Source organism: Tenacibaculum aquimarinum (assembly GCF_022478115.1).
In the GTDB taxonomy this organism is placed as follows: domain Bacteria; phylum Bacteroidota; class Bacteroidia; order Flavobacteriales; family Flavobacteriaceae; genus Polaribacter; species Polaribacter aquimarinum_A.
This window is the reverse complement of the sequence record NZ_JAKGSC010000002.1, coordinates 465,604-478,839: the sequence shown is the minus strand read 5'-3', so window position 1 is coordinate 478,839 and position 13,236 is coordinate 465,604. Positions and strand designations below refer to the sequence as shown.

13 protein-coding genes are annotated in these 13,236 nt (G+C 30.4%); 5 read left to right on the top strand and 8 right to left on the bottom strand.

Annotated elements, in window-relative coordinates; translation table 11 throughout:
- On the bottom strand, nucleotides 1-2,214 hold the full coding sequence (locus L1S33_RS08080) for an endonuclease (RefSeq protein WP_240561955.1): 2,214 nt from the start codon (nucleotides 2,212-2,214) through the stop codon (nucleotides 1-3).
- A 5-nt stretch (nucleotides 2,215-2,219) separates the two neighbouring features.
- On the bottom strand, nucleotides 2,220-3,437 hold the full coding sequence (locus tag L1S33_RS08075; RefSeq protein WP_240561954.1) for an RsmB/NOP family class I SAM-dependent RNA methyltransferase: 1,218 nt from the start codon (nucleotides 3,435-3,437) through the stop codon (nucleotides 2,220-2,222).
- Nucleotides 3,438-3,497: 60 nt separating this feature from the next.
- Here L1S33_RS08075 and recG point away from each other — a divergent pair, with 60 nt between their 5' ends.
- Nucleotides 3,498-5,594 carry an ATP-dependent DNA helicase RecG gene (gene recG, locus L1S33_RS08070; protein ID WP_240561953.1) on the top strand — a complete coding sequence of 699 codons (2,097 nt, stop codon included), beginning with the start codon at nucleotides 3,498-3,500 and terminating at the stop codon, nucleotides 5,592-5,594.
- Between the two features lie 166 nt (nucleotides 5,595-5,760).
- Here recG and L1S33_RS08065 read toward each other — a convergent pair whose 3' ends face one another.
- The 5 genes from L1S33_RS08065 to def all read right to left on the bottom strand — a co-directional run bounded on the left by L1S33_RS08065 (nucleotide 5,761) and on the right by def (nucleotide 9,562).
- A complete protein-coding gene (locus tag L1S33_RS08065) occupies nucleotides 5,761-6,837 on the bottom strand; it encodes a DUF6090 family protein (RefSeq protein ID WP_240561952.1) in 1,077 nt (358 codons plus the stop codon).
- Nucleotides 6,838-6,955: 118 nt separating this feature from the next.
- The gene (locus L1S33_RS08060; RefSeq protein WP_240561951.1) at nucleotides 6,956-7,693 is read right to left on the bottom strand and encodes a (S)-benzoin forming benzil reductase; all 738 of its coding nucleotides are present in this window, start codon (nucleotides 7,691-7,693) and stop codon (nucleotides 6,956-6,958) included.
- A gap of 78 nt (nucleotides 7,694-7,771) precedes the next feature.
- The gene (gene mazG / locus L1S33_RS08055) at nucleotides 7,772-8,551 is read right to left on the bottom strand and encodes a nucleoside triphosphate pyrophosphohydrolase (protein WP_240561973.1); all 780 of its coding nucleotides are present in this window, start codon (nucleotides 8,549-8,551) and stop codon (nucleotides 7,772-7,774) included.
- A gap of 3 nt (nucleotides 8,552-8,554) precedes the next feature.
- Nucleotides 8,555-8,974: a DUF5606 family protein gene (locus L1S33_RS08050; protein WP_240561950.1), complete on the bottom strand. Its 420-nt coding sequence runs from the start codon at nucleotides 8,972-8,974 to the stop codon at nucleotides 8,555-8,557.
- Nucleotides 8,975-9,562, bottom strand: coding sequence for a peptide deformylase (gene def, locus L1S33_RS08045; RefSeq protein WP_240561949.1), 588 nt, complete (start codon nucleotides 9,560-9,562; stop codon nucleotides 8,975-8,977).
- A 115-nt stretch (nucleotides 9,563-9,677) separates the two neighbouring features.
- Here def and L1S33_RS08040 point away from each other — a divergent pair, with 115 nt between their 5' ends.
- The gene (locus tag L1S33_RS08040) at nucleotides 9,678-10,487 is read left to right on the top strand and encodes a polysaccharide pyruvyl transferase family protein (protein WP_240561948.1); all 810 of its coding nucleotides are present in this window, start codon (nucleotides 9,678-9,680) and stop codon (nucleotides 10,485-10,487) included.
- Between the two features lie 3 nt (nucleotides 10,488-10,490).
- Here L1S33_RS08040 and ruvX read toward each other — a convergent pair whose 3' ends face one another.
- Nucleotides 10,491-10,898: a Holliday junction resolvase RuvX gene (gene ruvX / locus L1S33_RS08035; protein ID WP_240561947.1), complete on the bottom strand. Its 408-nt coding sequence runs from the start codon at nucleotides 10,896-10,898 to the stop codon at nucleotides 10,491-10,493.
- 108 nt (nucleotides 10,899-11,006) lie between these two features.
- On the opposite strand from ruvX, the gene L1S33_RS08030 reads away from it, so the two are divergent.
- The 3 genes from L1S33_RS08030 (at nucleotide 11,007) to L1S33_RS08020 (ending at nucleotide 13,234) form a co-directional block, all read left to right on the top strand.
- Nucleotides 11,007-11,822, top strand: coding sequence for a 2,3,4,5-tetrahydropyridine-2,6-dicarboxylate N-succinyltransferase (locus L1S33_RS08030; RefSeq protein ID WP_072554711.1), 816 nt, complete (start codon nucleotides 11,007-11,009; stop codon nucleotides 11,820-11,822).
- Between the two features lie 84 nt (nucleotides 11,823-11,906).
- Nucleotides 11,907-12,650 (top strand): glycosyltransferase family 2 protein, encoded by a 744-nt coding sequence (locus L1S33_RS08025; RefSeq protein ID WP_240561946.1) that lies wholly within the window; start codon nucleotides 11,907-11,909, stop codon nucleotides 12,648-12,650.
- A gap of 29 nt (nucleotides 12,651-12,679) precedes the next feature.
- Entirely contained in the window at nucleotides 12,680-13,234 is a 555-nt protein-coding gene (locus tag L1S33_RS08020) for an L-threonylcarbamoyladenylate synthase (protein WP_240561945.1), read from the top strand.
- Nucleotides 13,235-13,236 lie beyond the last annotated feature (2 nt).

Below are 13,236 nucleotides of genomic sequence, written 5' to 3'. Positions count from 1 at the left end.
TTAGTTTTTTATTAATTTTTTTGTGATAAATCTTTTTTCTGAATTTATTTTTAATAAATAAACTCCTTTACTAAGGTTAGAAACATCAATTCTATTATTACTTTTTGTAACTTTTTGTGTTGAAATTAATTTTCCTAATGTAGAGTAAACTTGTATTGTAGCATCTTCTGTTACGCTAAAGTAAACACTGTTTCCGTTTGTTGGGTTTGGAAACATTTTGAAAGATTCAAAGAATGCATCTTCTGTACTAAGAGCTGAAGTATCATAATTTCCTATATCATCAAAAGTATTTTCAGGAAAGCTATCCCATTCTGATTCAGTGTAGGTTGTATTTGGACTAGTTATTGAGGTTTTTCTTCTTAAAGTTACGTCTTTTGCAAAATTAGAATCATCACCAAAAACACCAATTATATCTATTAAAACATCATTTTTGAATAAACCAACAGCATCATTTCCATTAAAGTTTACAGGTTGTCCAAAATTAGTATCTTGATTATTTGGCTGTACCAAATCTACTTCTCCTGTAGGGTTTGAAGCAGAATTTGGCTGTAATATTGGGTCTGAATTATCTCCATTACCAACGACAAATACATCATTAGGAACAATACTTTGAACTGAACCACTATTTAATGCTAATGGTGTTGTCCAAACAGCAGCACCATTTCTTTCTAGTTTTAATACATAACCAGTTAGATCAATTGTAGCACCTGTTAAATTAACAATCTCTAATGCTTTATTAGTTCCACCATTACCTTCAGTGTATTCAGAAAAGAATAATTCTGTAGCAGTTCCAGAACCACCAGCTGTTGTAGTTACATTAACTGTATTTGATTGAGCAGATGGATTACCTGAAGTATCTTTAGCAATTACATACGCTGTATAGTTAGTTGTTGCTGACAAATTAATAATAGTATATGTTAATGTAGTAACATTACTATTTAAAACTCCGTCTAAATAAACGTCATAACTTTCTACTGCATTATCATCTGTAGAAGCATCCCAAGTTAATACAAATGAACTATCTGAAATTGTACTTGCAGTAGCATTTGTTGGCGCTGTTGGAGCAGTAGTGTCTTGTAATGTTGTACCATTAACAGGAGCACTTTCATTAGAAAAATTATTTATAAAATCTTTAGATAAAACAGTAATACTATATGTTGTATTAGGGTTTAAATCTGATAATGTTATAGTAGTACTTGTGGTAGTTTGTGCTGTTAAAGTACCATCTACATATATGTTATATCCTGTTACTGCTTCGTTGTCTGTAGAAGCATCCCAAGTAACGTCTAAAGAAGTAAAATTTTCGTTACTTACTGTTACGTTAGTTGGTACAGAAGGTGCTTGTGTATCTGTAGGTGTGTATAAATTCCAAAGATCTTCTGCAGAATCTCCTCCCCAAATACGAGTTGCTAAATATGGGTTATCTATAAAAGGATTTCTATTTCCTTGTGCATAGGTATTATTAGTTGTGTCTTCATGATATGTGTTTCTTGTTTTTTCAATATCTGAAACTGGATCCTCTACATTCCATTGTAAGAATAAGTCAATCATATCATCTTGTGTAAATTGATTGTCTCCAACACCAACAGCAGTAGGTAAACATTGTTCACCATAACGAAGGTACATATACATAATTATTCTTGCAGCATCTCCTTTCCACTCATCTCCTGGATACCAACCAGCAGTATTAGGACCATCAGGACCATTATAAGTTACTGAAGAACGACTAGAATTACCCGAACCTAAAGCAAACTTATAATTGTTTCTTGCTGAGTTTCTACTTTTGTCCGCAGGTCTTAAATTATGAGCGTCAGTTCCTGCACCTGGATTATTAGTAACTAAAGCAGGATTTGCTAAAGATTTAGAAAAAACATGTTCTCTATTCCAAACAAAAGTAGCCCCACTACCATTATCTTGTAGCGTATTATCTCTTTCTCTATCGTTTGTAATATCACTGTCAGAACCATCTTCCCAACCGTATATTAAAACGACCTCAGAAGTATTTGCTGAATTAGCATCAGTTATTTTAGAAGCTTCCCAAACACCAGGAGTATAGCTTAACATATTTGTATGTGTAGCAATAATCTTTGTAGCTAATGCATCTTTTAAGTCTGTACCAGCTAATGTTAAATCTACATCACTATAATATGCTTCTTGAGCAAAGCTTAATGAAATGGATGTAATAAATAAAAGTGAAAGTAATTTTTTAACCATAATTTTTATTTTTGTTTTCTTTCTAAAAGTGCCATATAAAATCCGTCGTAGCCAGAAGTGTGTGCTAACACTTTTTTGTCTGCAACAAATGTAAAGTTTTTTCCGAACTCTGTTGTTAAGAAATTATCAACTTGTAATTGATTCTCAGAAGGTAAGACAGAACAAGTAGCATACACTAATTTTCCGCCAGGTTTAACCATTTTAGAATATTGTTGTAAAATTTCTTGTTGCGTTTTACGGATATTGTCTAAAAATTCCGGTTGTAATTTCCATTTACTATCTGGGTTTCTTCTTAGAACGCCTAAACCAGAACAAGGAGCATCAATTAACACTCTGTCTGCTTTATCATGTAATTTTTTAATTACCTTAGTAGAGTCTATTACTTTTAAATCTATATTATGCGCACCGTTTCTACGTGCTCTAACTTTTAATTTTTTCAATTTACTTTCGTAAATATCCATGGCAATAATTTGCCCTTTATTTTCCATTAATGAAGCTAAGTGCAACGTTTTACCACCTGCACCTGCACAAGTATCAACAACTTTCATTCCTGGTTTAACTTCTAAGTAATCTGCAACTAATTGAGAAGAGGCATCTTGTACTTCAAAAAAACCTTTTTTAAAGACTTCAGTTCTAAAAACATTTGCACGTTCAACTAATTTTAAAGCATCATCATGATTTTTTACAAATTCAGTTTCTATACCTTCTTTAGCAAGTTCTTTTTGTAAGTTTTCTCTTGTTGTCTTTAAAGTATTTGTACGTAAAATTACTTCTGCTTGTAGGTTAAGTGCAGCAATTTCTTTAGTCCAAATTTTCTCTCCTAATTCTTCTAAACCAATAGTATCTATCCAATCTGGAATAGATTCTCTAAATTTTCTAATTTTAGAAAGCTCATCAAACTTACCTTTTATTCGTCTATTTGGTGTTGGTTCAATTTGATTCCAATCGGGTAGTTTAATTCCTTTTAAAACACACCAAACAGAGAACATTCTCCATAAATTAGGTCTATCAAAAGGTTCTTTAACTTCTGCAATTTCTGCATATAAGCGTTTCCAACGTACTATTTCGTAAATGGTTTCTGCTACAAATTTTCTATCTCTAGAACCCCAACGTTTGTCGCGTTTTAAGGCTTTTTCTACAGCTTTACCGGCATAAGCACCTTCATTAAAAATATCTCGTAAACTGTCTATTACAGCATACGTTAAGTTTCTATGTAATCTCATTGAATGATTTTAAGCCACAAAGATAGTTGATTTTAATGTCTTTTTGTACTTTCGTTTTTAATGAATCTTAACCAACCCATAACATATTTAAAAGGAGTAAGTATTGCAAGAGCAGAATTGCTTTATGCGGAGCTTGGTGTTAAAAATTGTAAAGATTTATTACACCTTTTTCCGTTTAGATATATTGATAAAACACAGTTTTATAAGATTAATAGTTTACAGCAAAACACTGCCGAAGTTCAAATAGTTGGTAAGATTACTGGATTAAAAACGGTTGAACAAAAAAGAGGAAGTAGGTTAGTGGCTACTTTTAGAGATGAAACTGGCGCTATAGAATTGGTTTGGTTTCGAGGGCAAAAATGGTTAAAAGATTCTTTGAAAATAAATCAACCATATGTAATTTATGGAAAATTGAATTTTTATGGAGGAAAATTTTCAATGCCACATCCAGAAATGGAATTGCTGAAAGATTATAAAAGAAAAATCCAATCTTCCATGCAACCGGTATATCCTTCAACCGAAAAATTAGCAAATAAAAACGTTTCCAATAAGGTTGTTAGAAGCTATATTGAAGATTTATTGTTTAAAATTGGTAATTCAATTGATGAGAGTTTACCTAGTTATATATTACAAGAACATAATTTATTAGGTAAAAGAGAATCACTTATTAATATTCATTTCCCTAAGAATCAAGAATTATTAGCAAAAGCGCAATTTAGATTAAAGTTTGAAGAATTATTTTTTATTCAGATGCAATTATTGCGTAAAAAACTCATTAGAAAAAGTAAAATAAAAGGATTTGTATTTGAAAAAGTAGGAGAGACGTTCAATAATTTTTACACTAATTATTTACCTTTTCAATTAACAAATGCACAAAAACGTGTGTTAAAAGAGATTCGGAAAGATGTAGCTTCCAATGCACACATGAATCGATTATTACAAGGTGATGTTGGTTCAGGAAAAACTATTGTTGCCCTGTTAGCAATGTTGTTAGCAATAGATAATGGTTTCCAAGCAACTATAATGGCGCCAACAGAAATTTTGGCAACGCAACATTATCATGCGGTTACTGAGTTGTTACAAGAAATGAATATTTCTGTAGAGTTACTTACAGGATCTGTAAAAACAAAAAAACGAAGAGAAATACATGCAGCACTTGAGAGTGGAGAATTAAACATTTTAATTGGAACCCATGCTTTATTAGAAGATAAAGTGAAATTCAAAAATTTAGGAATCGCAATTATTGATGAACAGCATAGATTTGGCGTAGAACAACGCTCAAAATTATGGTTAAAAAACGTAATTCCACCACATATTTTAGTAATGACAGCAACTCCAATTCCACGTACATTGGCAATGTCGGTTTATGGAGATTTAGATATCTCTGTTATAGATGAATTACCTCCAGGGAGAAAAGAAGTGAAAACTGTACATCGATACGATAAAAATAGACTAGCTGTTTTTAAGTTTTTAAAAGATGAAATTGAAAAAGGAAGACAAGTTTATATTGTTTATCCGTTAATTCAAGAATCCGAAGCAATGGATTATAAAGACTTAATGGATGGTTATGAGAGTATTTCTAGAGAATTTCCGTTGCCAAAATACCAAATTAGTATAGTACATGGTAAAATGAAACCTGCCGATAAGGAATACGAAATGCAACGATTTGTAAAAGGTGAAACACAAATTATGGTTGCCACAACTGTTATAGAAGTTGGTGTTAATGTACCTAATGCAAGTGTAATGATTATTGAAAGCGCAGAACGTTTTGGACTTTCTCAATTACATCAATTACGTGGTAGAGTTGGGCGAGGAGCTGAGCAAAGTTATTGTATTCTCTTATCTAGTTTTAAGTTATCTGCTGATGCTAAAACACGTTTAAAAACCATGGTTGATACTTCCGATGGTTTTAAAATAGCCGAAGTAGATTTAAAATTACGTGGTCCAGGAAACTTAATGGGAAAACAACAAAGTGGTGTTTTAAATCTTAAAATTGCTGATGTTGTTAGAGATACACCAATTCTTTTTAAAGCAAGACAAACTGCAATTGAAGTTTTACAAAACGATGCTAATTTATCGAAACCAGAAAATGCTGTTTTAGAAAAAACGTTTGCTCAAATTCAAAGGAAAACTGGTTTTTGGTCTGAGATTAGTTAGTTTTTTTAAATTGTTTCGCTAACGTGTTTGTGTATGAAAAGTTGTGATTTTGTATACGAGGATTTTACGTAGGAAAATCAGACGTAATAAAAAGTCAACTGACTTTATTTAAGCATTAATTTAGCATTTTTTATACAAATTGTTAGCCTTTCCATATTAATTTGTTTTAATTAGTTTCAAGTTTATTTAAGTGAGCTCTCATTCCATTTTTCATAATAATCAAGGCTGTAATTTCATTCAAACTATCTCTTACAAACTCTCCTTTGAGGTAAATATCAGTCTGACCAAATATCTTATCTTTTGTTTCAAAATAGAAATAATCCATATCTTCAAGGTCTCCATTCATAATGCCTACTAGACCATTGTCTTGTATCTGAATTTTATAGTTTAAATCTGGAATTGGACCATTGTACCCATCATACTTTAAAACCTTAAAAGTACCCTCATATTCATTTAGTTGTCCTGTGGTTAGATGCACTAAATTATGTGGTATAAAATCGGGAAGCGGTTCATTACTTTCAATAAGTGTGTTAATTTGTTTGTATGCATTAATTGCATTTTCTCTAAATACAGTAACATGATATGTCAAGTTTATCCAGCCAGCATTTCGGTATAGAGCTACATCATTTTTATAGTAAGGGTCATTTAGGAAAAAATCAATTATCTCATCTTCTAATTGAGGCTGATCTAATCTGTAATACCAATCTTTGCTTTTGGCTAACTCGTCCATCACTCTATCTGTAATCAAGTCCAATCGATTATCAAACTTGTCTATTTCGTATTTGTTATAAATATATATATCGTGTAATGGCTCAATAATTGCTTTCATTTTTTCTGGAACATTATCAACATTTTCTATGAGGTTAGTATATCCATTAGCATGAATTTTCATATGAAAAGCGTTCATAACAGCATATCTTAAAGCATTTCGATTTTCATTTTTATAATCATCATAAGTTAGTTTATCTGCTTTTATTAAGCTGATGATTGAATCTTTTGTTTTATAATAGGCAATTAGTTCGTCGGATTTTTGAATATCTAGTCCTAAATCATTTTGTACTTCTTTTAAAATAGAAACAACCTTATTTTCGGATTTTCGCTGTTCGTTTTTATTATTTATTTGAAGTGCGATAAGAATACCAATAATAACAAGCACAATTTCTCCAATTGCATAAAGTAGATATTTGCTAAACTTATTTTCTGAGAGCAGGTTTTTGCGAATTTTTCTAAAGAATTTTATCATTTAGTTAATGGTTGGTCTTAATGAAGGCTAACTTAACTGATATGTCGAGTTTTAATTCGATAAGTCAGGAGTTAGCTAAGTTACCCAAAAATAAGTTTAGAAGCAAAAAAAATGTTTCCTAGAAATTTCTGATATCAACAATATCTCCACTATTTAAAGTGTTTTCTATGTCAACTTTAAAAATAGTTTCTGCAACAAATTTTGTTGTAAATAATTGATTGGTTTCTTTTAGTTCTATAAAACGATCTAGGTTTTTAAAATCCGTTTTATCAGTATTTCTTATGTGAGTTTGCATATTGGTGTCTACAACTCCAGGATACATAGAAACACATTTTACACCATTTTCTTTATCGTTTTGTTCAGCAGCAATCGTTTTAGTCATCATATCTATAGCGGCTTTAGAAGTACAATAAATAGACCAACCTTCATAAGGACTTTGTGCTGCACCAGAAGAAATATTTATAATTTGTCTTTTACCTTTTATATCTTCGGATAGTTTAATAAATAAGCTAGACAAAACCAGTGGAGTAGTGGTGTTTAGCTGCATTGTCTTTGCAATGTCTTCTGCATCAATATTTTCTAAAGTAGAAATTGTGCCTAATCTACCTGCGTTATTTATCAATGTAATTGAGGAAACTTCTTCTTTTAAAATTTCTTCAAAAAGCATTGTAAAGGTCTTTGTAGTTTCTTGTAAATTGCTTAAATCTACTGAAATTTGAGTAACATTTTGTAAATCTACTATACTTCTAGAAAGCGAATACACTTTATAGTTTTCAGTAGCGTATTTTTCAGCTAAAGCTTTTCCAATACCTTTGCTTCCGCCAGTAATAATAATTGTGTTCATATAATTTGTCATTCCTACATATGTAGGAATCTATTTTTAAAATTAGACTAAATATATATAAAGATTCCTGTTTTCACAGGAATGACAGTTTTATTTGAAGTATTTCTTAGATTCTTCCCAAAAAATATCCATTTCTACTAAAGACATACCGGAAAGCTCTTTGCCTGATTTTTTGGCAGCTTCTTCTAAATACTGAAAACGATTGATGAATTTCTTATTGGTTTTTTCTAATGCATTTTCAGGATTTACATCAATAAAACGAGCATAATTAATCATTGAAAACAAAACATCACCAAATTCTTTTTCGGTGTTTTCTTTATCTCCTTTTTTAATTTCTTCGTTTAGTTCGTTTAATTCTTCTTGAACTTTTTCCCAAACTTGATGTGGTTCTTCCCAATCGAAACCAACGCCAGCAACTTTTTCTTGAATCCTGCTAGCTTTTACCAAAGCCGGTAAGCTTTTAGGGACTCCTTCTAAAACAGATTTTTTACCCTCTTTTAGTTTTAATTGTTCCCAATTACGTTTTACATCTTCTTCATTTTCAACTTTTACATCGCCATAAATATGTGGATGACGATGTATTAATTTATCTGAAATTGAGTTTGCAACATCTGCAATATCAAAAGCTTTTTTTTCGCTTCCAATTTTTGCATAAAAAACAATGTGTAATAATAAGTCGCCAAGCTCTTTTTTAACTTCTGGTAAGTCGTTTTCTAAAATAGCATCTGCAAGCTCGTAAGTTTCTTCAATTGTAAGATGACGCAGACTTTCAAGCGTTTGCTTTTTATCCCACGGGCACTTCTCTCGAAGATCGTCCATGATGTCTAAAAGCCTGTTAAATGCGTCTAATTGTTGTTTACGAGTATTCAACATTTATTCTTCTTCTTCAGAAGTAGGTTTTTCAGCTAAAGTTGCAAAATCAAATTCTGATTTAGCTAAAAGATTATACCATTGTACCACTTTCTTAATGTTAGATGTATACACTCTTTCTGCATCGTAATCTGGTAATACTTCAGCAAAATAAGCTTCTAATTTCTTACCACTTTCTTTATGAGAAATTGCTTCTTTACCATCTTCTTTATCCGCAATAGCTTTTATTACAGTACCTAAAGGCACTTCTTTCTCGTACGTGTAAATTGCAATATTTTCTAATAAACTAACATTGTGTGTTGCTGTAATAGGAAAACGTTTGTCTTCTAATAAATTCTTTACAATTACACCTGTTTTAGTTTGTGATAAGATTTCAAATAATCCTGGTTTACCGGTTACGGCAATAATTTTGTTAAAGTCCATTTATTTATTTTTTATATTAGGAAAACGCATTCTATATTCTGCATTTATTTTCCCTTTTGATATTTTTTCTAATTTTTTCTTGATTAATTTTTTCTTTAAAGAAGAAAGTTTGTCGGTAAATAAAATACCTTCAATATGATCATATTCATGCTGAAAAACACGTGCAGCTAAACCTGTAAAAGTTTCTGTAATTGTTTTAAAGTTTTCATCTTGATACTCAACAGTAACACTCTCTTGTCTAAAAACGTCTTCTCTAACATCAGGAATACTTAAACATCCTTCGTTAAAAGCCCATTCGTCTCCAGATTCTTCAATAATTTCTGCATTAATAAATACCTTATTAAAGTTTTTTAATGCTTCTCTGTCGCTTGCTTCTAATTCTTCGTCTTCAGCAAATGGTGAAGCGTCAATAAGAAATAATCGAATGTCTTTTCCAATTTGAGGAGCCGCCAAACCAACACCAGAAGCATTGTACATAGTTTCTCTCATATCAGAAATTAGTTTTTCTAAATTTGGATAATCTTTATCGATTTCTTTTCCAACCTTACGTAAAACTGGGTCGCCATAAGCAACAATAGGTAAAATCATTTTTTAAATTTTAATGGATGCAAAATTATTAATTTTTTAGTTAGATATAGATTCTGAAGGTGTTTATTTGATGAGAAATTGAATATTTTACTATTTTTGTAGAAAATCTATTTTAATGATATTTAAATTTCCTTGGCAAAAAAGTACAACTGAAAACACTTTTTTTCTATCATACGATTCTCATAGAGATAATTTTGGAGACATTTTAAATCCAATTATAGCCAAAGAATTTAGTAAAAATAAAGATGTAAAGAAGATATCTAAAAGGAAGAGTTCTTATTTTGAACACTACTACATAATTGGTTCAATTTTACAGAGATGTAATAAAAACACAATTGTTTGGGGTAGTGGAATTATTTCTGAAGATTCAGTAATTAAAGAAAAGCCTAAAAAAGTTTTAGCTGTTAGAGGGCCTTTAACTAGAAAGAAACTTTTAGAGTTTGGTATTGAATGTCCAGAGGTTTATGGAGATCCAGCTTTGTTATTACCAAGATTTCACAATCCAAAAAATATTGAACGTAAGTTTGAGTTGGGTATAATTCCTCATTATAGAGATAAAAAAAATAAAGAGTTACTTAAGTTTCTAGAAAAGAATCCAGACATTAAAGTTATTGATGTTCAAAATAAAAATCCTTTAAAAGTTGTTGATGAAATCTTAGAATGTAAAAACATTATTTCAAGCTCTTTGCATGGAATAATTGTAGCTGATGCGTATAATATTCCTTCTGCTTGGATTAATTTTTCGGATAAAGTTGTAGGAAACGGATTTAAATTTAGAGATTACTTTGCTTCTGTTGGAAGAACAGAAAAAGAACCTTATGATTTTAATGAAATTAAGGATATAGATAATCTTTTAGATCTTTTTAGTGAGGAGTATACAATTAATATTGATTTGGATAAATTAATTGCCGCTTTTCCTAATTAAAAACTACCTATATAAGTAAGATTGTAAAATTATTGTGGCGCTAATTTCATCAACTAGTGCTTTATTTCTACGTTGTTTTTTAGTTAAACCACCATCTATCATGGTTTGGAAAGCCATTTTAGAAGTAAAGCGTTCATCAACTCTTTCAAATGGAATTGAAGGAATTGCTTTCTTCAATTTTTCTATAAAAGGACGAATTAACTCTTCGCTTTCACTTTCAGTATTGTCCATTTGTTTTGGTTCTCCAATCAAAAATAACTGAACATTTTCTTTTGAAATATATTCCTTTAAAAAAGGAATAAGCTCTTCAGTATTAACTGTTGTTAATCCAGAAGCTATAATCTGTAAATCATCAGTAACCGCAATACCAGTTCTTTTTTTTCCAAAATCTATCGCTACAATTCGCGCCATTAGTATTTAAAAATTTATACAAAAATAAGTTTTCTGTTTATACTACACTAAATTTTATGCCAAGACTAAAGTAGTTTTTATATTTGTTAAAAATATATAAGCAATAAAATGACGGAAATACGTTCAATTATAGAAAAAGCTTGGGAAAACCGAGATTTATTAAAAGATGAAAAAACAATTGCAACCATAAGAAAAGTGGTTGATTTGTTAGATGCAGGAGAACTTAGAGTTGCAGAACCTACAAATGATGGTTGGCAAGTTAATGAATGGGTAAAAAAAGCTGTGGTTTTGTATTTCCCAATTCAAAAAATGGAAACTTTAGAAGCTGGTATTTTTGAATATCACGATAAAATTCCTTTAAAAAGAAACTTTGCAGAAAGAGGAATTAGAGTTGTGCCAAATGCAGTTGCACGTCATGGAGCTTACATTTCTCCAGGCACTATTTTAATGCCAAGTTATGTAAATATTGGTGCTTATGTAGATGAAGGAACTATGGTAGATACTTGGGCAACTGTTGGTTCTTGTGCACAAATTGGTAAAAATGTTCACCTTTCTGGAGGTGTTGGAATTGGTGGTGTTTTAGAACCTTTACAAGCAGCTCCAGTAATAATTGAAGATGGTGCTTTTATAGGTTCTCGTTGTATTGTTGTTGAAGGAGTTCATGTAGAAAAAGAAGCTGTTTTAGGCGCAAATGTTGTACTAACAATGAGTACAAAAATTATTGATGTAACTGGTGACGAACCTGTTGAAATGAAAGGAAGAGTTCCTGCGCGTTCAGTTGTAATTCCAGGTAGTTACACAAAGAAATTTGCTGCAGGTGAATATCAAGTTCCTTGTGCTTTAATAATTGGTAAACGTAAAGAAAGTACTAATAAGAAAACTTCTTTAAATGATGCTTTACGTGAGTATGACGTAGCAGTTTAAAAATTTTTAAATATGAAGAAAAACACACAAAGAAATTTGTGTGTTTTTTTGTTGTAGAATACTATCTTTGAGAAAAATATTTTTTTGACAAAAATTACAGCAATAATTCCTACGCTTAACGAGCAAGATAATATTCAACGTGCAATAAATTCGGTTTTATTTGCAGATGAAGTTATTGTTATTGATTCTTTTAGTACAGATGAAACAGTTGCTATTGTTAAAAAAAATAAAAATGTAACCTTATTACAACGAAAATTCGACGATTTTTCTACTCAAAAAAATTATGCAATAGAAAAGGCAATAAATGATTGGGTTTTAGTATTAGATGCAGATGAAGAATTGCCTAAAAAACTTCAAGAAGAAATATTAAGTACAGTTAATAATCCTAATAATTCTGTAGCATTTTATATAAAAAGAAACTTCTTTTATAGAGGAACTAAAATCAATTTTTCTGGATTTAGAACTAGTAAAGTAAAACGATTGTTTTTAAAAAATGAATGTAAATACAAAGGTGTTGTGCACGAAGAGTTGGTGTGTAATGGAAAAACATCATTTTTAAAAAATAAATTGAATCATTATTCTTATAAAAATAGTGAACATTATAAGCAGAAGTTAAATCAATATGCACAATTACAAGCAAAAGAACTTTTTGCTAAAGGGAAAAAAGTTACTTTTTTTCACACTTTAATAAAACCACCTGCAAGATTTTTAATTCATTTTATAATAAGATTCGGTTTTTTAGATGGTTTTAAAGGATTACAATTATCTTATTTAATGGCTTACGGAGTTCGTAAACGTTATGAGTATTTAGACAAACTTTATAAATAAGAAATCAATAAATTTAGTTTCAATATAAGATGAAGCAATTAAGAAACACGTTAACACCTCTTTCAGCTGAAAAAACAATCCTTTATCCAACAGATACAGTTTGGGGAATTGGTTGCGATGCAACTTCTGTAAACGCTGTAAAGAAGGTTTTTAAGCTTAAAAACAGAGAAGAAAGTAAAAGTTTAATTGTGTTGGTTAGCTCTGTTAGTATGTTAAAAAAGTATGTTTCTGTACCTAAAATAGCGTTAGATATTTTAAATAAAGCTCAAAAACCAACAACCATAATCTATAATAATCCTAAAGGAATAGCCGAAAACATTATCAATAAAGAAGATAATACATTAGCAATTAGAATTGTACAAGATGATTTTTGTAGAAAACTAATTAAAAGATTCGGTAAACCAATCGTTTCAACATCTGCAAATAGGAGTGGACAACCAACGCCAAATTCATTTTCAGAAATAGACAATGCTATTTTGACGAGCGTAGATTATGTGGTAAATTTGCACAAAGAAAAAATTACTACGAAGTCTTCAACTATTTTAAAATTAGAAGGAGATAACGTTATCACCATTCGAGAATAATT